The following is a 20287-nucleotide window of genomic DNA, read 5'->3' on the forward strand; positions in this document are numbered from 1 at the left end:
CGTGCGGGGGGAGAGCTGAGACGAGAGAGAAGAAGTGTTCGGGCCGGGCCGGGCGAGGGCAGAAGGCACGGGCGTGCGGGGGAGAGGAGAGAGAGAGAGAAGTGTTCGGGCACGGGGGGCGGGACGAGAACCCCGGGCCCGGGCCGGGGGGGGGGGGGGGAGGAAGTGTTCGGGCACGGGCACGGGCACGGGCGTGAGTGCAGAAGGGCGCGGGCTCGGGGTGAGGACAGAAGACGCCCTCACCGACGCGGGGTATGCTGGCTCGCGTGTCGACCATCTCCGCGGGTGTCCGCTTCCACGAGAACGTGCACGGGATCTACTTCGACGATCTCGACGCGTTCCAGATTTTGCACAATGCACGTTATTTGCTGCTGATCGAGCGCACGATCGGGTCGTTCTGGCAGCGCATCGGGTGGGGGACCTGGCACAACCTGAAGGAGAACGTGGACGCGCAGCACCTCGTGCGCGAAAACCACGTCGAGTACCTTCGGCCCGTGGCGGGGACGGGGGAGGTGCGGGTGCGGATTTGGCTCGAGAAGCTCGGGCGCACGAGCCTCGTGTTCGGCTTCTGCGTGATGCCCATGGACGAGGACGTCGACTACGCGGTCGGCACGCGCGCGCTCGTGCGCATCGACATGGACACGAAGACCCCGACGCCATGGAGCGAAGGGTTTCGGCAGAAGGTGCTCCCCTACCTGCGCAAAGACCGCGACATGCCCACGTGACGTGCCGCCCGCGTCGCGCGCGAGGCTCCGCCAGGCTCGTTTGGACCTCACGCGCGCGGCGGTGAGGCGTCACGCGTGAGCTGGCTCACGGCGACGTGCGGCCGCGGAGGAGCTTCTGACCCGCGAGGTAGGCGCGGTACTCGTTCACGGTGGTGCGCGGGGCGGTGTTGGGGGTGCGGCAGGTGCCGGGCTTCGCGTCGGCGGCGCAGCCCTTCTTGACCCACGCGCACGTCTTCTTTTGGGGCACGCCGTTCACGCGCGTGCAGCGAAACTCGTGCTGGAGCCCGCAGCCGGCCTTGTCGCACTCGAGGGCGAACTCGCGCGCCGTGCGCTGCGAGGTGAAGGGGTTGTCCTCCGCGACGGCGGCCTCGAGGTCGGCCTTGCAGCGGTCGAACCACGTCGGGTCCGTGGACCGCGTGCAGAACCAGTCGGCGAGCACGGCCTTCATGTCGTCGTCCGACGAGGCCGCGTCGAGCGTGCGATCCGACATGAACGCGTGCAGGCTCCTCGCCATGCCCTTCTCACAGGTCTTCGAGGGGTCGTCGAAGTCGCAGAAGAATTTGTAGTACGAGAGCGTGTACTGAAAGCCGCTCTCCGGGTCGGCCCACACGCCGCGGTAGGGCGCGTCTTGCGGCTTCATGCGCACGCAGGCCCCGCGCCAGCACCCGGGCGCCGAGCGGTCACCGAAGCTCTTGTCGTTCTTGACGGCGCGCGTGAGGCCCGCCGGGAAGAAGCCGTCGTCGCCGATGTAGTACTTGCCGTCGCTCATGAGCTCTTGGAAGTTCGTGCCCGTGAGCGCGCCCGACACCGGCACGCGGAGCATCTTCGACATCTTCGAGGCGGCCTCGACGCCGCCGTTGCAGCCGTTCAACGTCACGTACGGATCACGCGAGCGATCGAAGTTGTCGGCGAGCACGCCCACGCTCGAAGGATCGAGCACACGGCCGTCGCCCGCGGTGGCCTCGAGCAGCGCGCCGAACGGCGACGAGTGCCCGAAGAAGTCGATGCTGGCGATCTTGCGGAACCGGTCCATCGCCGCGACGAGCTTGGGGCCCGAGAGGCGCGTGAGATCCGAGAGCGCCACGGTGCCGAAGGGCTCCTCGGTCACCGCCGTGGAGCCCGTGTTCGCCACGTCGACGGCCTTCGCGTCCTGCGTGATGAAGAGCACGATTTGATCGTTCGGGTAGAGCTGCGCGTACCTTCGCGCGCGCCCGGCGGCGGCGAACATCGGCAAGTTCCCGAGCTTGTCCGAGTCGCCCACGAGCAAGATGCGGCTCGGCTTCGTCAGGTCGATGGAGCCGCGTTTGTCGAACGTCGCGACGAGGTTGTCCTCGCTGTCGCCCGTCTCTTCGGTGGGATCCCCCGCCTCGGCCGAGCACCCGAGGGCCGAGAGACCGAGCGCGAAAGGGAGCACGACCGAAGCGAACCGTCGAAGGAGGGCCATGTAGGACAAGAGAGCACGACGTGTGCCAACTCAACGGGCCGAAATGCTTGGGTTTTGGAGCAGGCGGGCCCGAGGCTCGAGGGCCCGGAGCGTTCCATGATCCACCCCACCCGATCCAGGCGATCGCGCCGGCCGCCCGCGACGAGCGATGGCCCCGAGGGTGCTAGCGCTTCTTGCGGCGCTTGTTGTGGCTCGAGACGAGGTGCTCGTAGTCGGGGGGCTCGGAGAGCGCCTCGTTGCGGTAGGCCTCCGCGGCCTTCGGGGCGTGCTCGGGGAGCTTCTCGACCATGGCGACGAGCTCGGAGAGCGCCGCGATGTTGCGCGGCTTCGCCCACGTCTCGATCGACTCGGAGAGCTCGTCGATGCGAATGCCACGGAGGTGCCCACGTCGGCCGAGCTCGGCGTAGCTCCGCGCGAGGCCGTCGCCGTCGAACCTGTGCTGCACCACGAGCTCGACGGCCACGCGCAGCACGCTCTCGGCGGGGAGGCGCCCGTCCTCGAAGAGCACGAAGGCGGCCTGGAGGTAGTTGTAGAAGGGCACGACGTGCGGGCCGTACACGCGAAAATCCTCGGGCGGGGACTGGCCCTCGAGGTGGATGAGCACACGCTCGACCACGGTGCGCTTCGTGACCACGTCGGCGAGGTGCAAGATCTCTTCGCCCACGTCCTCGTAGACACGGCCACGCTCGCACACGCGCGCGAGCAGCTCACGCGACACGCGCCCCGCCACCACGTCGCCGTAGAGGGAGTACACGAACGCGTCGGCCTCGGCGTCGTCGCCGACGAGCGTCTCGAGGACACCGGCCTCGGCCACCTCGGGCGCGGCGCCTGCGCAGCTCGCGAGGAGCGCGGGGAGCTTGTACCCGAGCTGATCACGGAGCGCGCGGAACCGGAGGCGCAGCACGTTCTTGAGGTTCGGCTTGAGCGTGAAGCTTTGCCACTGGATGCCGTCGAGGCGGAGCTTGTCCTCGAGGCGCGAGCGCATCTGCTCGGGGCTGCCCGAGAGGATGTGCACGGCGACCCCGGCCTGCCCCATCTCGCGCAGGAGCGTGGACGCGCCGGGGTTCGTGCGCTTCTCGTCGGCGCGCTCGAGCGCGGTGCGAATGAGGTCGCGGACGGTGTCGAACTCGGTGCGGAGGTAGGTCTTGTCGAGGTCCCACCGGGCGATGTGGAAGGGCACCTGCGTCACGGCTTCACCTTGGTGGGGGCCTTCGCGGGCTTCGCCTTGGGGGCCTTCGCGGCGGTGGACTTCGTGGGCGCCGCGCGGCGCACGACCTTGCGCGGGGGCAAAATGTCCGACTCGGTGGCGATGCGCTTCGCGAGGAAGATGGCCGCGTCGAGCTTCTGGAAGGAGCGGGCGCGGTAAAACCGCAGGGCGTTCTCGTTGTTCTCGGCGACCTCGAGCACGAGGTGCGTGCAGCCGTTCACCTTCGCGATGTGCTCCATCTGCTCGAGCACGAAGCTGCCGATGCCGAGCCCCTGATGCCCGGGGTGGACCGCGATCTCTTCGACGAAGAGCGGCTTCATGTCGCGGTTCGTGAAATACCGGAGGTTCATCCAGTTGTCGGACCCGGAGATCTCGAACGCGCACTCGGCGTAGCCCACGATCTCGCTGGTCTTTCCGTGCCGGAGCTCGAAGAGGAGCTGAACGATGCCCTCTTCTTCGTAGACTTCCATGAAGCGCGTCTTCGAGCGCGGCCGCTGGTACTCGACGGTCTCTCGGTTGACGTCACGGAAGCAGAGCTTCAAGAACTCCCACGTCTTCGGCAGATCGCGCCGGTGGATGCGGCGAACATGGATCGTGCCCTCGTCGGCGCGCGGGGTCTTCCGGGGAGCTTTGCCCTTGGCCGGCTTGGGCTCGGGGGCGATGGGCTCGGGGGCAGGCGACTTCATGCCCGGGCAGTGTACCCGCTTTCGCCCGCGCCTTGCCAAGTCGCGCCGCGCGCGCGTGTGTTTCTCGCGCTCAGCGGTGCGGCGTGGCCTCGTGAGGCACCTTGCACGCGGGCACGGCGCCGCCCTCGCACGAGGCGCCGCCGATGTCTTTGCAGGCTACACGTACGCGGCGCCCGAACGCGCAGTACGAGAGCACGCCGGCGTCGCAGCGGGCGGGGTCGTCGGACGCGCAATCGGGCACGCCGCGGACGTAGCACCCCGCGGCCTTCCCCTCGCCCTCGCAGCGGAGGCCGAAGGAGCCGCAGTCGGACACCTCGACGGTGCCCTTGTCGTTCCCGCGGGGACCGGCGCACGTGATCAGTCGATCCCCCTCGCAGTACCGCGCCCCCGGAGCCGAGCAGCGCGGCGCTCCGTCGACCTCGCACGACGCACGCGACGAGCCGTCGGTCTCGTTTCGGACCCGGCAGGTCGTCCCCGCGGGGCACACGGTCCGATCGGCCGCGCCGTCTTGGCAGGTGAGCACGGCGCGCGCCCCGTCGCACCGCGACTCGGGCGCCGAAGCGGGGCACAACCTCTCGGAAACACACGCGTTCTCGGAGAGCCCACCGGGGTGCTGCACGAGCCGGCAGGTGCCGCCGAGGGTGCCGCAGTCGGTGCGCTCGGCCTCGTTCGCGTCGTCGCCGCACTCGACCCGCACGTTGCCGTCGCACCCCGTGGCCTGCCCCGGGTGCGCCGCGCAGAACGCACGCGCGGCCGGATCTCCCGCGGCCTCGCACGCGTGGATCGCGTCGCAAGTGGACGCGCGCGCCATGCACCCGAGCACGCGCGACGCACCCGCCGCGCGGCCTACGAGCGCCGCCGAGACGCAGCGGGCGGGATCCCGAGCGTCACCGCTCTCGTGACCGTGGGCGCAGCTCGCACGCAGCGCGCAGGCACGCACGGCGTCGCCGAGCCACGATGGATCGGCGACCGACGGCCGCGGCGGCTCGGGGGGCGTGCACGCGAAGGCCGCGGCCACGAGCGCGAGAGCAGGAGGGAGGCGCCGCATCGGAGGAGGAAACCTCACGGTCGCGCAGGAGCCGCGATCGACTTCTTCATCTCTTCGAGCGACAGGAGGAGGTCCTTGGCGCCCGAGGCGAACGCGAGCTCGAGGGCCTCGCCCAAGTAGCGCTGCGCCTCTTTCACGCGGTCGCGACCGAGCGCGACCTGGGCGAGCGCGCCGAGCACGCGGGCCCTCTCGGCGCCGCTCGGGCCGGCCATGTCGAGCGCCTCGCGGAGCACACCTTCGGCGTCCGTGAACTGACCGGACTGCGTGAGCGCTTGCCCGAGCTTACGCGCGAAGATGAGCACCGCGCGCATGGGATCCTCGAGCTCACCGCGGAAGAGCTCCCGGCGCGCGAGCTCGAGGCCGCGGCGGAGCGCCGTGATCGTGCCGGGGGTGTCTCCGCGGGCGGCCGCGCGCGAGCTCACGCGCTCGAGCAAGATGAGGGCCTCGAAGGTGTTCTGCGCGAAGAAGAGGTGCACCGCGCGCGCCTCGATGGGAGCGCCGATGTCCTCGCCGAGCTCGGCCGCCGCGCCATGCAGCTCGCGACGAACCGCCGCGGGGATGGTGGCGAGCACGACGTCGCGCAAGAGCGGGTGGCTCGTGCGGTAGGTGCCCTTGTGCTCGATGACCATGCCGGCCGACTCGAGGGCCGTGAGGGCCTCGTCGACGCGGGTGCCTCCGGAGACGAGGCGCACGAGCATCTCGCCGGTGCACTCGTCGCCGTAGACGCAGATCGCCTGGATGACCTTGCGCGCGTCGCCCGAGAGGCGCTCGACGCGGGCCGCGATGATGTCGCCGAGGCGGCTCGGGGGCTTTCCGCCTTGTTCGCGCGTGAACCGAAGGAGCTGATCGACGTAGAGCGGCGCGACCCCGCGCGTGACCTGCGCCATCGTCGGCTTGCTCACAGGGCCGCTCGCCGCGCCACCGAAGCGCGCCACCAGCGCGGGCGAGAGGCCATCGAGCACGCGCGCCGAGGCCGTGCTCGCGGGCCAACCCGGATCGTACCCGGGCGTGTAGCTGACGACGAGCAGCGCCGGCACGAGCGGCGGCTCTCCCACGGCGTCGGCGAGGGCCGAGCGGCTCGCGCCGTCGACGAGGTTGAGGTCGTCGACGCACAAGACGACCTTCTTGCCGCCCGCGCGCTCGCTCGCGCGCACGATCGCCCACCTCAGCGCCTCGGCGATGACGAAGCGACGCTCGATGTGGGACAGGCCCGGGAGGAGATCCCCCGTGGCGAACACGTCGGCGAGGCCGCGCTTGGCCTCGGGGCCGGCCGAGGCCCAGTCTTTGGCGGAGCCGCCGTCGCTAGGGAGGCCCGCGAGGCCGACGATCGCCTTGCGGATGGCGAAGTAGCCGACCTCGGCCCAGAACGGGTCGGGGCCCGTCTCGACCACGACGTGCCCTTCGGCCCGACCGCGCGCGAGGAACTCGCCGAGCAGGCGGCTCTTGCCGAGGCCCGGCTCTCCGACGACACGCGCGCCGACGAGGGACGATTTGGCGTCCGCGAGGCGATCGGCGAGCCAGGCGAGGTCTTCTTCGCGGCCCATGAAGGGCAGCGGGAACTTCACGACCTCTTCGCCGAGGGCCTTCACGCCCTCGGACGACGGACGCGCGACGGGGGGCGCCGGTGGCGGGGTGTCGAGCGCGACACGCGCTTGGAGCGAGGCGCCGCACTCGCCGCAGAACTTCTGCTTCTCGGCGTTCATGGCGCCGCACGTGCCGCACACGATGCCGCCCTGCGGGGCGCGCGTGTTGCGGTTCTCGAGCGACGCGAGGGCGCGGGCGAGGGCGTCCGAGAAGGCGTCGGCGTTCTCGTAGCGTTGGTCGGGCGACTTCGCGAGCGCGCGGAGGCAGACGTCGACGAGGGCGTCGGGGATCTTTCGCTCGGGCGCGACGTCCCGCGGGTCTTGCGGCTCCTGCGAGAGGTGCATGAGCACGACCTGCGTGGGCGACTCGGCCTCGAACGGGATCTTGCCGGTGAGGAGCTGGTAGAGGATGACGCCGACGCCGTAGAGGTCGCTCCTCGCGTCGAGCGCGTCGCCGCGGCCCTGCTCGGGGCTCATGTACTCGGGCGTGCCGCAGACGATGCCCGGGCTCGTGATGCCGGGCATGGAGTCGACGCGGATCTTGGCGAGCCCGAAGTCGACCACCTTGACGAAGTCGCCGCCGGAGCGCGTGGGCTCCAAGATGATGTTCTCGGGCTTGAGATCGCGGTGGATGATCTCGATGTGGTGCGCCTCGGAGAGCGCCGCGAGCACCTGGCGGAGGATGCTGACCACACGCCGGAACGGGAGCGGGCCCTCGTCGTACTGGACGCGGGCCAGGTCTTTCCCGCGCAAGAACTCCATGACGAGGTAGAGCTGGCCGTCCTCGGTCTTGCCGAAGTCGATGACGCCGACCGAGTTCGGGTGGTTCAGGCGGCTCGCCGCGCGCGCCTCGGTGATGAAGCGGGCGGCCGCGTTCTCTTCGCCGATGAGGTGCGGGTGGATGATCTTCACCGCGACGGTGCGGCTCAGCGCGACCTGCTCGGCGCGGTACACGCGCCCCATGCCACCGACGCCGATGAGCTCGAAGATCACGTAGCCACCCGGCAAGGTGCGCCCGATGAGCGGATCCTCGGGGCTCTTGACCGCGCCAAGGTTGCACCCGCACGTCGGGCAGAAGCGATGCGTCTCGTCGCACGGAGTGCTGCACTGGGGGCAGATACGCATGGCCCGACCTACGCTACCTTTTCGAGAACGTGAGGGAAAGGGTGCGTGGAGCCCCCTCGCCCGCCGCTCGCCCGCCGCGCCCTCGCCATACCCGACGAAGCCCTGCCCTCGGGTCCCGAAGCGCGAATCGTGCTCGCTTTCGGCGCGAACCCGCTGACACATCGAGCGTCACACTGTTCGGGCGTTGCCTGAACGGGGATGGCGTCTCAGAAGGCTTCGTTGATCTGGATGTAGAAGTTGGGCTCGCCCTCGTTCGACACGCCCACGTCGAAGCGGCCGTTCAAGCGCTCGTCGCGGTCGAACATGAAGCGGAGGCCTCCGCCGGCGGCGCCCTTGATGTCCTTCAGTTTGAAGTCGAGGAGGCTCGGGGCCACCATGCCGACGCTCCCGAACGCGACCCCGCCGAAGCGCCAGGCGATCGGGAAGCGGTACTCGGCCTGCGTGATGACCGCGTTGTTGTCGCGGAAGCGCCCCTCGAAGTAGCCGCGCATGCGGAACTGGCCGCCGAGGACCGGCAAGTGGCTGAAGGGCACGTCCCAGTAGGTCGACGCGCCGTAGGCTTGGATGGCGAGGGTGTGCCCGAACCAGAGCGGGAGGTACTTGCGCACGTCGACCGTGAAGAGCGAGTACGAGTGCGTGCCGCCGAGCGCCTCGGCGTAGAACATGCCCTGGACGGCCGCGTACGCGCCCTTTCGCGTGGAGAAGTAGTTGTCGCGCGAGTCGTACACGAAGCGGAAGCCGAGGCCGGTGACGAACGAGCCGCCACGCCCGAGCACGTTCGGGTTCCGCGCGAGCTGGCCGTCGGCCTTCTCGAGGTCGGTGATGGTGATCTCTTCGGCGTGCGCCTGAAGGCCGAAGTACGCGTACGGAGCGAGCTGGCGCGAGAGGCCGAGGCGGCCGCGCACGAGCGTGTAGTTGAAGGCCTCGTCGCCGTGCTTCAGCGTGTTCGGCCCGATGCCCCAGAACCTGTCGAAGAGCTTTTCGTAGCTGAACTCGGACTCGAGCAAGAAGCGCCCGTGGTCCATGTAGATCGTGGGCGTGACCTGGAAGAGGAGCTGCTTGTTGACGGTGTAGATGAAGTCGCCGTCGACGTTCGAGGGGCGATCTTCGAGCTTCTCCCCGGGGAGGCGGAAGAAGAGGAACCCGGCGATGCCCGCGGCGAGCTTGGTCTCGGGCGAGTAGTAGACGGCCGGGACCGCGAGGCCGCCGTAGCTCCGGCGCTCGTCTTTTTTCTGAGGTTTGGTGCGCGTCGAGCCGCCTTCGCTCACCGTCTTCGTGCCCTGCGCCGCCGCGCGCGACGGCAGCACGAGCGCCGCGGAGACGAGCGCGAGCGCGGCGAGGCCGAGGGAGCGGCTCAAAAAACGAACTCCGGCAGGTAGATTTGGAAGCCCAAGATGAGGCCGAAGTCGGACAGGTCGACGCGCGTGCGGCGGCCCTCGCTGTTCAAGAGGAGGCGCGCGAACGAGACGCGGCCGGCCACGTCGAACGCGATGCCCTTCGTGAGAAAGTACGTGATGCCGCCGCCCATGCCGATCGCGAGGCCGCGGCCCGTCGACTTGCTGTCGAGCCCGCCGCGCGCCTTCTCTTCGTCGACGTAGGTGCGGTAGCTCCAGTCGGCCTCGCCGAAGAGCGCCCAGCCGTTACCGACCGGAAAGTAGTAGCGAAACCAAGGACCTATCTCGAACGACTGCTCCGACCCTTCGGACACGACCTCGCTGCCGCCGGCCGCGGTGGGCAGGGTCATGCGGTGGAGAGACACGTCGTAGCTGGCACGGAGGCCGACGAGGAAGCGGTCGGCGAGGAAGTAGCCGTTGCGCGAGGTGATGCCGTACCTCGACGAGCGCGTGGTGGTGGCGCCCGGCTCGCGCCCCTCGAACGACGACGACTCGACGACCGCGCCGAAGCCGGCGGCCCAGGTGCCCTTGGGGAAGTACTCGCCCTGGGGGACGTAGTCGGGCTTGGGCTCGGGGCGCGTCTCTTCTTCGGCGGAGGCCACGCGCTCGGCCGCGGCGAGGGCGAGGGCGAGCGCGACCACGACCGCCGCGGCGACCGCGCGAGGCACGTTCGCGACGGCGCGCGCTCGAGGCTCCCGCGGGATCGGCATGGCCGCTTTCTGCCCGAAGAACCACAAAGGTTCAATCGCCAAGAGACCGCGCGGGGTACGCTGCCGAGGGCGAGCCCGGAACGCACGAGGAGCCGTGAACCCATGTCCACGTCGCCCGAGAGAACCCCCGACCACCCGCAGACCTCGGAGACCGCCCCGCCGAAGCCTCCGAAGGCGTCGCGCCTCTACCTCCAGGTGATCGTCGCCATCGCGCTCGGCACGGCCCTCGGCGCGCTCTACCCGCAGGCCGGCCAGGCCATGAAGCCGCTCGGTGACGCCTTCGTAAGGCTCATCAAGATGCTGATCGCGCCGATCGTGTTCTTCACGGTCTCCGCAGGAATTGCGGGAATGGGCGACCTGAAGAAGGTCGGCCGGGTGGGGGCGAAGGCGCTCCTCTACTTCGAGGTCATGACGACCGTCGCGCTCGGGCTGGGGATGGTCGTCGTGCATGCGGTGCGCCCCGGTAGCGGGGTTCATGCCAACGTCGCGAGCCTCGACACGAAGGCGCTCGACGCGACGCTGGCCACGGCTCAGGCAGGGAAGCCGACGGGCTTCGTCGCGCACCTGCTCGCGATCATCCCCGAGTCGTTCGTGGGGGCGTTCGCCAAGGGCGACGTGCTCGAGGTGCTCTTTTTGGGGGTGCTCACGGGGATGGCGCTCGCGTCGATGGGGCCGCGCGCCAAGCCGATGCTCGAGTGGTCGGAGCGCGCGACGGGGGTGCTCTTCACGCTCGTGGGCATGGTCATGCGGCTCGCGCCGGTCGGGGCGTTCGGGGCGATGGCCTTCACGATAGGGAAATTCGGCCTCGGGACGCTGCGGAGCCTGCTCACGCTGATGGGCACGTTCTACGTGACGGCGGCGGTGTTCGTGCTCGTGGTGCTCGGGGCGGTGATGCGCGTCGTGCTCGGGCTCTCGATCTTGAAGCTCCTCCGGTACCTGCGCGAGGAGCTCGTGATCGTGCTCGGGACGAGCTCGTCCGAGTCCGCTCTGCCGAAGCTCATGTCGCGCCTCGAGGCGCTCGGCGCGAGCCCCCAGGTGGTGCGCCTCGTGGTGCCGACGGGGTACTCGTTCAACCTCGACGGGACGTGCATCTACCTCACGCTGGCGTCGCTGTTCGTCGCGCAGGCCCTCGACGTGGACCTCACGCTGCGCGACGAGCTCTCGCTGCTCGCGGTGCTGCTCGTGACGTCGAAGGGGGCGGCGGGGGTCACGGGGAGCGGGTTCGTCACGCTCGCGGCGACCCTCGCGGCGACGGGGCACGTGCCGGTGGCCGGGCTCACGCTGCTGCTCGGGGTCGACCGGTTCATGAGCGAGGCGCGGTCGCTCACGAACTTCGTGGGGAACGCCGTGGCGACGCTCGTGGTGGCGCGCTGGGAGGGGGCCATCGACCTCGCGAAGGCGCGGCGCGTGCTCGACGTGCCGGCCCTGGCGAACCCCGAGCTCGGTGGGACGGAGACACCGAGCCCGGAGGCCGACACCGAGGCCCACCGGGACTGAGGTCCTTCCGCGTCCTCTTTCCCTCCTCGCCCGCGGCCGCGCAAAAAGGCAATACGTGGAGACTTGGCCCGGGCCCGGAGATGCGGCTAGCGTAGCGGCGTGACGCAAGGCGCACAAAAACCGCGGCTCGGTGAGCTGCTCGTGGGGGCGGGGCTGCTCGCGCAGTCCGACCTGGACGCCGTCTTGCGCGAGAAGGACCCGCGGCAGAAGATCGGGCGCGCGCTCGTGGAGCGTGGGCTCGTGAGCGAGCAGCAGCTCACGCAGGCGCTGAGCCAGCTCCTCAGCGTGCCGTGGGTGTCGCTCTACCATATCGAGTTCTCGCGGCAGCTCCTCGACCGCGTGCCCCGCGAGCTCGCCGAGCGCTTCGGGCTCGTGCCCATTTTCGTGCGCAACGTGCGTGGCCAGGGCGAGACGCTCTACGTCGCGACGGACGATCCGACGAACGAGGCGGCGCTCGCCGAGGTGAGCCGCGTCTCGGGCCTGCCCACGCGGCCGATGATCGCGTCCACGTCGGACATCCAGGCGATCGTTCAGGTGCACTACGCGCCGTCGACGCAGCGCACGGTGCCCGAGCCTTCGCAAGCGGTGACCCGGCCCGAGGGGCTGAAGAAGGCCTCGTCCAAGCCGGCGGCGCCGCCCGAGCCCAAGGTGCGGCCCGAGAAGAAGAAGGCGCAGACGACGAAGCGCAAGGGACCGGAGATGTCCCTCACGCTGCTCGACGGCACGAAGATCATCTTGCCGGCCGGGGCTCCGAAGGACGACGGGGTCACGGCGCGGGACATCGTCGCGGCCCTGCGCGCGCGCTCGCACGGCGCGGACGCGGCGGAGATCCTGGGGCCCGATCCGCGCTGGGAGGCTTATTTTTCGGCGCTCTTGGGGCTCTTGCTGCGCAAGGGTTTGTTGACGGATCGGGAGATCGTGGAAGAGCTGTCGAAGATCTGACGCTCTCGGACGGGCGGCTCCACCCAGCGGCCTACCTCACCGACGCGGGGGCCTTCCTCGCCGTCACGCCTCGCTCGACGACCCACAAGAAGAGCGGCATGAGCAGGCCCGTGACGATCGAGACCCACGCGACCCTCGGCATGCCCTCGAGCGATTTGTCGGCGCGCTCGGCGAGCAGCATCGACGAGCCGATCGCGCCGATCGCCGCCGCGAAGTGCTGCACCGCCGACTGGACGCTCATGAAGGCCGCGCGCTCGTGCGGCTCGGGGACGCGGCTCGTGAGCGTGTTGTACGAGAGGTTCCGGATCGCCATCGAGAACATGATGCCCACGAAGATGGCGGGCACCGGCACGAGCGGCGTGGGCAACGCGAAGCCAGCGTAGACCACCGCGGCGAAGAAGAGCGTGCCTACGCTGCCCACCTTCGCGGGGCCCATCTTGTCGACCATCGGGCCCACCACGCGCGACGTGGCGAACGAGACGACGCCGCCCACCATGTAGAGGATGCCCAGGCGGTTCTCGGGGAACGCGAGGTTCTTCATGGTGTACGCGGCCACGTTGGGCAAGAGCACGAAGCTCGCGCCCATGGCGACCGTGGTCATGCCGTACGAGAGCACGATGTCGCGCCGGAGGAGGCCTACGATGTCGGCGAGCGGGGACGTCTTGCGCGCCGTGAGGTGCCCGGAGAGCGTGGGCATGCGGGCGCTCGCGGCGAGGCCCACGACGAGCCCGAGCACCGCGGTGAGCACGAACGGGGCGCGCCACGAGATGCGCCGCGCGAGCTCGAGCCCGAACGGGACGCCGAGCACGGAGGCCGCGGCGAACGCGCCCATGATCTTGCCCATGGCGCGCCCACGCCGCTGCGCCGGCACCACGTCGGCCACGATGGAGAGCGCGACCGACGTGGCGGGCCCCCCGAACGCGCCGGCGACCACACGCGCGACGAGCAGGCTCGGGAGGCCCACGGCGAACGCGCCCGAGAGCGTTCCGAGCGAGAGCCCGAAGAGCGAGACGAGCAGGGCGCGCTTACGCTCGAACCGGTCGAGGAAGAACGCTCCCACGAGCCCCGAGAGCGAGGCCGCGGCGGTGTAGCTCCCCGTGACCCAGCCCGAGTGCGACTGCGGGAAGTCGAGCGCCGGCGCGAGGAACGGCCCCATCGGCCCGACCATCATGAAGTCGAGGATGTTGACGAACTGCACCGCTCCCACGAGCAGGATGACCGTCGCCTCGCGGGCATCGTCGTCGGCAACGGCCCGGGGAGAGCTCACGAGCGGAGCATAGGGCACACGCACCGCGGCGACGAGGGGCAATGCCGACGGGCGCGCGTGGGCCGCGAGGCGCGCATGGCGGGAAGGAGCGTGCGCTCTCGAGGGATCGCGCGGCGCGAGGGGCGCGCGTCGAACGCGGTGTTCTCGCGGTGCGAACAGTGACGTGGGTGGGTGGTGCGTGAGGTGGCGCGGCGACAGGGGTAGACAGGATGCCCCTCTGGGATCGCTCCCTGCCCCTCCGGGATCGCTCCGTGGCCCTCTGGGATCGCTCCGTGACCGTGTGCGAACGCGACGAGGCCCACCGGGGACGCCGATGGGCCTCGTGGGATCACCGCGGACCGGCCGGGATCACGCTTCGGGGGCGTCCGGCTTCTCTTTGGTGCGGCGGATGCCGAGGCCGCGGAGCAGGGAGGGCGACACGGTGAGGACGAGGTTCGTCGTACCGTCCTCGCGAGCTTCGCGGAGGTCGTGCCAGAGCGGGCGCATGGCGAAGAGGAGGCGGCCCTCGAGCTCGTTCACGGCGGGGCTGTCGTGCTGGGCTTGGCGGGCGGCCCTGCGATTCGCGATGGTGGCTTCGAGCTCCTTCGCGGCGTCGTTCAGGGACTTCACGGTGGAGGGGGTGATGTCGTTCGGCGCGAGGTTGAGGGTGCGGTCGTCGAGCCACTTCTTGGTGAGCGCGGCGAGGCTGCGGAACACGAGCGCGTGTTTGTCGTGGCCCTGGGACGCGCGGGCGGCGCGCAGGGCCTCTTTGTAGGGTGCGCGTGAGCCGGCGGCCTCACCGAGCTTGCGGGTCGTGCGTGTAAGGAGCTTGCTCGTGCGCGCGACGACGTCGGCGTAGGTGGCCTCGTCGGACGGGTTGGGGAGGGTGGTCTCGCCGGCGAGCGCGCTGCCGAGGGCGGTCGTGCAGTCGAAGAACCAGCGCACGCGGGCCGGGTGGAGCCCGGGGCTCCCCGACTTCTCGGCGAGGATGCGGGCCCAGCTCATGGCGGCGCGGAAGATGTCGGACGCCTTGGTGGACTCGGCGTTCTTGCGGCACGCGTCGGCCGGGTGCTGCGCGAGGAACGCGGCCGAAGCGGCGGCAGGCAGGGGCTCGAACGCGGCGCTCAGCGACGCGAGCTGCAGGAGCTCGCCGCGGTAGCCGATCGGCTCGCCCTCCAAGAGGAGGCCCGTGCCGTCCTCCCCTTTTTGCGCCTTCGTGCCGTTCGTGGTCTTCCCGCCCTTCGGTTTGGAGGCGGGCTTCTTCGTGGTGGTAGAAGCCTTCTTTGCCATGGGCGGAAGGCTACGGAGGGGGAGAGCCGCGCGGAAGGAAAATGTGGGGTACGCCGACGGGATCCGCCAAGTGCTTGAAATCAGTGGGGCGGGCGGACGGAAGCGGCCCTGAGCGGCGGGGCGAGCGGGCTCCGATTCCTGGGAGAGGTGGTCGGCGCCTTGGTGCCGCGCTACCGTGGATTACGCGCGCAGGAGCGTACGGCCCGTGAAGAGAAGCGCACCTCCAGGCACACTCCCTTCGAAGGACGATGACGGCCTCACCGGATTCGAGGATGTCATCTTGCTTCTTTGGAACGGCAAAGATCATGAGGCGCTGAGCATCGTGGAGCAGTGGCCCTGCTGGCCGACGAACGCCGACCTGGTGATCGTTCTCGAGGCCTACTATCGCTGCGAGCGCCCCGAGTGCATCCCGATTCTCCAAAGAATGTTGGCGCTCGGTCCCTTGCACGAACGCGACGAGGCGGACCTCGTCGAAAGGCTCGAGCGAGCCCGCACCTGGGGATGAGACGAAGCCGATGACCGCGGATGCGAGCCGGTACGACGAAGCGAAGAACGTCCTCGAGAAGAGCGAGGACGCGGTAGAGCGCTCGCGAGCGGTCGAAGCGCTCACGGATGCCCCGTTGCCGCTGCGCGACGACGTGTCGCTCATGGCCCTCGAGGACCCCGCGAGCATCGTCGTGGCGGACGCCCTCATGTGGGTGGTCGAATGCGCGGGGAGAGGCCTCTCGGAGGAGGCGGCCGACCAAATTCGAGCCCTATGCGCTTCGGACGATTCTCTCTCCCAGTACTATGCTGTCTGGGCCGCCGGGCGGATCGGGTTGCCCGACGTCGAGCCGATTTTCGCGGAGCTTTCGGCGGGTGCTTCCGCAGACGACGTCGCGCTCCACGTCGTCATCGCGGAGGCACGCTTCGCGCTCACGAGAGAAGCGAGGTATGCCGACGAGGTCTTCTCGTGGTTGGATGCCCCTGGGGTGTACCCTGACGACCTCTGTTTCATCGGGAACTCGGTGCTGGGCCTCGTGATCGCGGACCGGTCCCTCGCGGCGCGCGCTCGCGACGAGCTTCTCCGGAGGATGCCGACGGTGACGACCCCCTTCGTCGTCGAGGCGTGGTCGAATGTCCTGGAAGACATCGCGTACTGGAGCAAACCGTAGGATCCAGGCGGGCCCACCGGACGGGCTGGGCGCGAGCCGAGGACGTGTACGATGGTCGACGGTGCGGGACCGGGCTACGATGTGTACGGCGACGTGAGGCTCGTGGGTGGAGAAGGGACGATGCTGACGGCGTTGCGAAAGGCTGAGCGTTCGATGATCGAGCACGACGCGACCGCGCACGAACCGAATCGCATCGGCCGCGAGTCCCCTCTATCGGCCCGTGCCGCTCTTGCGCACTGTGCAAAAGGCGGGCTCCTAAGCGCATGGATCGCGTGGATGGCAGCGGCGATGGCCTTCTGCCTCGTCCCTCGTCCGCCCGGCGTGGATCGAGCGACGGCCTACGTCTCCGCATTCGATCTCTTCATGCTCCTCTTTCTCGTCGTGATCGCGCACCTCCCCGTGATTCTCCTGGGTGCCACTGTGCTCTACGGCGCCGTGGCCGCCGCCCGTGCACTGCGGCGCTCGTGCCCGCCGAAGGCGACGGTCGCCGTGAGCGTAGTCGTCGCCTCGATGGCCATCGCAGCGTCGCCGATGCTCAGTGATAGCGTGCACTTTTGGGTGAAGTACTTCTATATCGAGCGAAGCGGATCGAGCATCGCCGGGCTCGCGTTGTTCCTGAGCGTCACTTCGCCGTTGGTGTTCGCAAGCGAGCGGGCCCGAGCCGCAACGTGGGTGGGGTGAGCATGGCGCGGCACTGCAAGGACGACCGCGCCGGAGGCGAGATTGGGTCCAACTAGGCCGTTTGGCAAACTGGAAGCGCTCTCGATGCTTCCCATGACGGCGCTGTTCGTCGGCTGCTGCGCCATCGTGGATGCCGTCGCCGCACGCCTTGGGCTGAACCTCAATATCCAGCTCTGGGTCTTCATGGAGCGAGCGGAGCTGATAGTCTGTCCAACTCTTGCCCTTGTCGTGGCCCTGACGGCCGGGCGGCGTCTAAACGGTTCGCTCCGCCTCGCGGTAACCCGGTCTGCTTTGGTGGTATTCGCAACACTGAGCACGCTGACCTCGGCCTATTCATTGGTCTCGAACGTCATCTGGGTCTCGTACGCGAGGTACAATGGCTGGCTCTAAGCATTCGGGCTCGCCATCGGGCCGGACGAAAGGAAGCGTCCTCGCATGAAGGACCAGGCCCGCCTCCACCATGGCTGAGCACGATCTCCTCGACTCTCTCGAAGCCGCGACCGAGGATGAGGAGGTCGAGCGGCACCTCGTTCGTCTCGTACGCGAGTTTCCCCTCGCCGACGCCGGAATCTGGGCATATCGGCCGGTCTCTCCTGCGGCCGACGCGTCGATCGTCGAAGCGTGGCGGACGCACCTCCGGACGAACCCGAGCTTCGACGCGCTGGAGGCCGCGTGGACCTGGTGCCGGAACCGGAGCCCCGATGTGATCGAGCTGATCGCGGAGGGGCTTCATGCCCAATGGGACGAAATGGACGCTGACCGATGGTGGAGGCTCGTGGGGCGAATCGTCGCGGACCGGAGCCGGCTTCCGGCGACGCTCGTTCCGGACGTTCTCGTGCGTTCGACCCGGGCGAGCATGGCGTCACCGACCGCGCGATGGGCTGTCGTGCGGGCGGCCTTCATGTGCGGTGGCCATGCCAAGTCACTGCTCGAGCGCAAGATGAGGGGCGAGGAGGTCGCGTGGCACGAAGCTCCGGGTTCTGCTCTCCCGTGGGTGGCCCCCCGGCTCATGCGAGAGGACCCCAGCCTCCAGCTCGATCGCAGGTACTGGCCCTCCGCGAGCGCCACGCCACACGACGCCACTCCGAGGGAGCGAAGGCTCACCCGCCTCCTGAGCGACCTCAAGTCCCGTGAGCGATCGGTGTCGAGGCGAGCGTTCGTGACGTTGGTTCGTGAGCGGCCGGAGGTGAGCGTCTTTCCTGCCTTCTGGCAGTATCCCGGCTGGCGAATCGTCGAGAGAGCGTACTTTCGCGTCGTGACGCGGCGCTCCAGTAGCCCACGGTCCGTGAAGAACGCGCTTGGAATGCTCATCGCCTTCCCCGTATCGCGAGCGATACGGCTGATGAAGGTCGTGGACGTCATCCACGGGACTCGACCCACGGTCCCCGCGGCCTTGGCGGCTGTCGGGGCGACGGCGCTGAGGGCCTCTTTGGCGCACGACACCTTGGAACCGCGAGACCTGGCATCGCACCTCGTTGGCTGGGTCGCTCGAAGCAGCCTCGAACACGAGGCAGGAGCCGCAGAGCGCATGCGTGATGCGACGGGCGCGCTCGAGGTGGCGTGCGCCGCGCTATTCCATACCGACCCGCGGGTGGTCCTCGGCGTCGTGGACGGGCTCCATCAGGCGTGGGTTGGAAGAGACGACCGCGCGGTCCATCGTGTCGCGCTCGGGCTGCTCGACCTGACGGGCCAGGCTGCGGTGACCCGCTCACGACGTCCTCGATGGCGTCACTACCGGCGATGCTGGCTCGAAGGCTAGAGCTCGCTCACCATCTCCCGAAGGGAAGCTCCCGACACATGGCTATCGACCGAAGACCGGGCAAGGCACACCTTTCCCCCCAACTTGCGCAAAGGCTGCTGAGGCTCGGGGAAACCTTCATGGGCGAGGCCGGCCACATTTTGTCCGAGGCCGCCGACGAGCTCGACCCCGACGAATGGGAGCACATGCGCACGGTGTTCGCCGAGGTCCTGTGTACGATAGGCGACGACGTCTTGTACCCCGTACGCGACATGTACCCGGGCATGGCCAAACACCTGCGGCTGCCCGCGGCCAAGGGCAAGGTCCGCCGCTGGGGCCCGCGGCGTTCGAGCATCGCGAGGAAACCTTGAGCGCCTCGCTGCGCGTCCTAGTATCCTTGAACGACGGCCCGATGACTGCGCGCTGGCGACGCGCGAAAGCACGCGAATGAGCTCCCTCGCCCACCGCACCCTGCACGACCTCCGCGCACGGTACCTGGCCCTCGCTTCGTACGAAGACGTGGGCACCGTCGTTCACGAGGGCAAGGAGATCCTCTCGTTTCACACGGAGTTTCACCGGGCATCGCAGAGACTGACCTTCTCCGCGCGGGAGGGGGACCGAATGGTGTGCGACCTCGACTCGGCCGACCTGCGCGTCACGCGGCGACAGGTCGCCGACGCCTTGACCCGCTCCGTCCCCGACGACGGTGAGCTCGACATGGTCCTGGCGGCCTTGACCGGAGTGACCTGGGGGACGGCGCACACCGTCCCGAGGCTCTTGTTCGGGCGCGCGCTCGTGGGAAATTGCGTGGCCGACGCAAAGGCCCCCTCGCTCCTCGGACGTGGCCTCTTCGACGGCGAAGAGTGCCACGTCGTCGACCTCGGCCCCGACTGGCGGGGCAGCATCGTTGCCATGGGGGTCGAATCGTCCGCGCTGCGACGTATGGCCTGCATGACGGTCGAAACCGACACCTCGACGTCGCACACGGCGACGAGCCTCGACGACGCCTGGCTCGCTCGATCGGGCATGGTGATTCGATACTCGCCGAGGCCTTAGGGGGTCGCTAACCATGCTCTACGCCGCCATTCTTCACGGCATGCAGGACGGTCAACGCGGCCTTCCGGACGGGCCTGGATGACGAAGCGTTCTCTTCTTTGGGCGCCGTGGGTCGCCCTCAGGTGGCTCTTTTTTGGGCACTTGAGCCTCTGGCCGTTTGCCGCGCTGCTTGGGGTAGCAGGGCTCGCAAGCTTCCCCTTCGGCAGGCCGGCTCCGCTGTCTCTCGCCGTCGTCGGCTCTGTCGGGATCGCCGTGTTCGGTCCCATCCTCTTCGCCTACGCGCTCTCTCCGTTCACCTTGGCATTGGCCGCTTGGTTCACCTTCGGTGCGAAGGTCGTGGCTCGATGGGGAGTGAGGCGTGGATGCCTTCTCGTGGTCGCCGGTGTGGGCGTCCTCGGATTGCTCCTCGATCGGCGCGAGGTGTATGCAGTCTACTTTTCTCCCCTCGAGATGGGGACCTACGCGCGCGGGTTGGTTCCGTTCCACCTCGCGACGATGACACTGGGCCCCATGATGTTCGGGCAAGGTAGAGCGCTCGTGGCGGAGGCGAGCGCGCCGAACCGCGGTTCGGGCGAGAGCGGCGATTCGGCACTCTGAGTCAACGAAAAGGCCACGATGGGACCTGACCGGGAAGAATCCACCACACTCGTGCTCGAGGCCGTCGAAGCCGGAGACTTCACGACCGCCTTCCTGCACGTCCGAGGGGCGAGCCCGGCCCGTGCTCGGCGGGCCCTCCTAGCGGCGGCGCGGTCCATGGCGAT

General features: G+C 69.2%; 20 protein-coding genes. 11 read left to right on the plus strand and 9 right to left on the minus strand.

Features of this window, described 5'->3' with window-relative positions; genetic code table 11:
* Positions 1 to 266: 266 nt before the first annotated feature.
* Positions 267 to 725: an acyl-CoA thioesterase gene (locus tag IPK71_00280; GenBank protein MBK8212156.1), complete on the plus strand. Its 459-nt coding sequence runs from the start codon at positions 267 to 269 to the stop codon at positions 723 to 725.
* An 85-nt stretch (positions 726 to 810) separates the two neighbouring features.
* Here IPK71_00280 and IPK71_00285 read toward each other — a convergent pair whose 3' ends face one another.
* The 7 genes from IPK71_00285 to IPK71_00315 form a co-directional block, all read right to left on the minus strand.
* Complete coding sequence (locus IPK71_00285; protein MBK8212157.1) at positions 811 to 2169, minus strand: hypothetical protein; 1359 nt, start codon at positions 2167 to 2169, stop codon at positions 811 to 813.
* A 163-nt stretch (positions 2170 to 2332) separates the two neighbouring features.
* Positions 2333 to 3349 carry a hypothetical protein gene (locus IPK71_00290; protein MBK8212158.1) on the minus strand — a complete coding sequence of 339 codons (1017 nt, stop codon included), beginning with the start codon at positions 3347 to 3349 and terminating at the stop codon, positions 2333 to 2335.
* A gap of 5 nt (positions 3350 to 3354) precedes the next feature.
* Positions 3355 to 4062: a GNAT family N-acetyltransferase gene (locus IPK71_00295; GenBank protein ID MBK8212159.1), complete on the minus strand. Its 708-nt coding sequence runs from the start codon at positions 4060 to 4062 to the stop codon at positions 3355 to 3357.
* A 70-nt stretch (positions 4063 to 4132) separates the two neighbouring features.
* Positions 4133 to 5110 carry a hypothetical protein gene (locus IPK71_00300; protein MBK8212160.1) on the minus strand — a complete coding sequence of 326 codons (978 nt, stop codon included), beginning with the start codon at positions 5108 to 5110 and terminating at the stop codon, positions 4133 to 4135.
* Between the two features lie 14 nt (positions 5111 to 5124).
* A complete protein-coding gene (locus IPK71_00305; protein MBK8212161.1) occupies positions 5125 to 7818 on the minus strand; it encodes a protein kinase in 2694 nt (897 codons plus the stop codon).
* A gap of 206 nt (positions 7819 to 8024) precedes the next feature.
* Complete coding sequence (locus tag IPK71_00310) at positions 8025 to 9176, minus strand: BamA/TamA family outer membrane protein (protein MBK8212162.1); 1152 nt, start codon at positions 9174 to 9176, stop codon at positions 8025 to 8027.
* Positions 9173 to 9922: a hypothetical protein gene (locus IPK71_00315; GenBank protein MBK8212163.1), complete on the minus strand. Its 750-nt coding sequence runs from the start codon at positions 9920 to 9922 to the stop codon at positions 9173 to 9175. The genes IPK71_00310 and IPK71_00315 overlap by 4 nt, the downstream gene beginning before the upstream one ends.
* Positions 9923 to 10024: 102 nt before the next feature.
* Here IPK71_00315 and IPK71_00320 point away from each other — a divergent pair, with 102 nt between their 5' ends.
* Positions 10025 to 11419 (plus strand): dicarboxylate/amino acid:cation symporter, encoded by a 1395-nt coding sequence (locus tag IPK71_00320; protein ID MBK8212164.1) that lies wholly within the window; start codon positions 10025 to 10027, stop codon positions 11417 to 11419.
* A gap of 153 nt (positions 11420 to 11572) precedes the next feature.
* Positions 11573 to 12361: a hypothetical protein gene (locus IPK71_00325; GenBank protein ID MBK8212165.1), complete on the plus strand. Its 789-nt coding sequence runs from the start codon at positions 11573 to 11575 to the stop codon at positions 12359 to 12361.
* Positions 12362 to 12392: 31 nt separating this feature from the next.
* Here IPK71_00325 and IPK71_00330 read toward each other — a convergent pair whose 3' ends face one another.
* Positions 12393 to 13532, minus strand: a complete 1140-nt coding sequence (locus IPK71_00330; protein MBK8212166.1) for an MFS transporter — start codon at positions 13530 to 13532, stop codon at positions 12393 to 12395.
* 444 nt (positions 13533 to 13976) lie between these two features.
* Positions 13977 to 14897, minus strand: a complete 921-nt coding sequence (locus IPK71_00335) for a hypothetical protein (GenBank protein MBK8212167.1) — start codon at positions 14895 to 14897, stop codon at positions 13977 to 13979.
* A 175-nt stretch (positions 14898 to 15072) separates the two neighbouring features.
* Between IPK71_00335 and IPK71_00340 the strand changes: the two genes are divergently transcribed.
* The 8 genes from IPK71_00340 to IPK71_00375 all read left to right on the plus strand — a co-directional run bounded on the left by IPK71_00340 (position 15073) and on the right by IPK71_00375 (position 20123).
* Positions 15073 to 15402: a hypothetical protein gene (locus tag IPK71_00340; GenBank protein ID MBK8212168.1), complete on the plus strand. Its 330-nt coding sequence runs from the start codon at positions 15073 to 15075 to the stop codon at positions 15400 to 15402.
* A 142-nt stretch (positions 15403 to 15544) separates the two neighbouring features.
* On the plus strand, positions 15545 to 16051 hold the full coding sequence (locus IPK71_00345) for a hypothetical protein (protein MBK8212169.1): 507 nt from the start codon (positions 15545 to 15547) through the stop codon (positions 16049 to 16051).
* 51 nt (positions 16052 to 16102) lie between these two features.
* Positions 16103 to 16732 carry a hypothetical protein gene (locus IPK71_00350; protein MBK8212170.1) on the plus strand — a complete coding sequence of 210 codons (630 nt, stop codon included), beginning with the start codon at positions 16103 to 16105 and terminating at the stop codon, positions 16730 to 16732.
* Between the two features lie 93 nt (positions 16733 to 16825).
* A complete protein-coding gene (locus tag IPK71_00355) occupies positions 16826 to 17122 on the plus strand; it encodes a hypothetical protein (GenBank protein ID MBK8212171.1) in 297 nt (98 codons plus the stop codon).
* Between the two features lie 895 nt (positions 17123 to 18017).
* Positions 18018 to 18491: a hypothetical protein gene (locus tag IPK71_00360; GenBank protein MBK8212172.1), complete on the plus strand. Its 474-nt coding sequence runs from the start codon at positions 18018 to 18020 to the stop codon at positions 18489 to 18491.
* Positions 18492 to 18610: 119 nt separating this feature from the next.
* Positions 18611 to 18841, plus strand: a complete 231-nt coding sequence (locus tag IPK71_00365) for a hypothetical protein (GenBank protein ID MBK8212173.1) — start codon at positions 18611 to 18613, stop codon at positions 18839 to 18841.
* Between the two features lie 76 nt (positions 18842 to 18917).
* Positions 18918 to 19526: a hypothetical protein gene (locus IPK71_00370; protein MBK8212174.1), complete on the plus strand. Its 609-nt coding sequence runs from the start codon at positions 18918 to 18920 to the stop codon at positions 19524 to 19526.
* Positions 19527 to 19667: 141 nt separating this feature from the next.
* Positions 19668 to 20123 carry a hypothetical protein gene (locus IPK71_00375; protein MBK8212175.1) on the plus strand — a complete coding sequence of 152 codons (456 nt, stop codon included), beginning with the start codon at positions 19668 to 19670 and terminating at the stop codon, positions 20121 to 20123.
* Positions 20124 to 20287: the final 164 nt, after the last annotated feature.

This window comes from Myxococcales bacterium (assembly GCA_016712525.1).
Taxonomy (GTDB): domain Bacteria; phylum Myxococcota_A; class Polyangia; order Polyangiales; family Polyangiaceae; genus JAAFHV01.

Excerpts from the sequence above, each read along its gene's own strand:
- IPK71_00285 (MBK8212157.1), bottom strand. The coding sequence starts at position 2,169 with ATGGCCCTCCTTCGACGGTTCGCTTCGGTCGTGCTCCCTTTCGCGCTC.
- IPK71_00295 (MBK8212159.1), bottom strand. The coding sequence starts at position 4,062 with ATGAAGTCGCCTGCCCCCGAGCCCATCGCCCCCGAGCCCAAGCCGGCC.
- IPK71_00300 (MBK8212160.1), bottom strand. The coding sequence starts at position 5,110 with ATGCGGCGCCTCCCTCCTGCTCTCGCGCTCGTGGCCGCGGCCTTCGCG.
- IPK71_00305 (MBK8212161.1), bottom strand. The coding sequence starts at position 7,818 with ATGCGTATCTGCCCCCAGTGCAGCACTCCGTGCGACGAGACGCATCGC.
- IPK71_00315 (MBK8212163.1), bottom strand. The coding sequence starts at position 9,922 with ATGCCGATCCCGCGGGAGCCTCGAGCGCGCGCCGTCGCGAACGTGCCT.
- IPK71_00320 (MBK8212164.1), top strand. The coding sequence starts at position 10,025 with ATGTCCACGTCGCCCGAGAGAACCCCCGACCACCCGCAGACCTCGGAG.
- IPK71_00330 (MBK8212166.1), bottom strand. The coding sequence starts at position 13,532 with ATGATGGTCGGGCCGATGGGGCCGTTCCTCGCGCCGGCGCTCGACTTC.
- IPK71_00335 (MBK8212167.1), bottom strand. The coding sequence starts at position 14,897 with ATGGCAAAGAAGGCTTCTACCACCACGAAGAAGCCCGCCTCCAAACCG.
- IPK71_00345 (MBK8212169.1), top strand. The coding sequence starts at position 15,545 with ATGGCCCTCGAGGACCCCGCGAGCATCGTCGTGGCGGACGCCCTCATG.
- IPK71_00350 (MBK8212170.1), top strand. The coding sequence starts at position 16,103 with ATGGTCGACGGTGCGGGACCGGGCTACGATGTGTACGGCGACGTGAGG.
- IPK71_00355 (MBK8212171.1), top strand. The coding sequence starts at position 16,826 with ATGACGGCGCTGTTCGTCGGCTGCTGCGCCATCGTGGATGCCGTCGCC.
- IPK71_00365 (MBK8212173.1), top strand. The coding sequence starts at position 18,611 with ATGGGCGAGGCCGGCCACATTTTGTCCGAGGCCGCCGACGAGCTCGAC.
- IPK71_00370 (MBK8212174.1), top strand. The coding sequence starts at position 18,918 with ATGAGCTCCCTCGCCCACCGCACCCTGCACGACCTCCGCGCACGGTAC.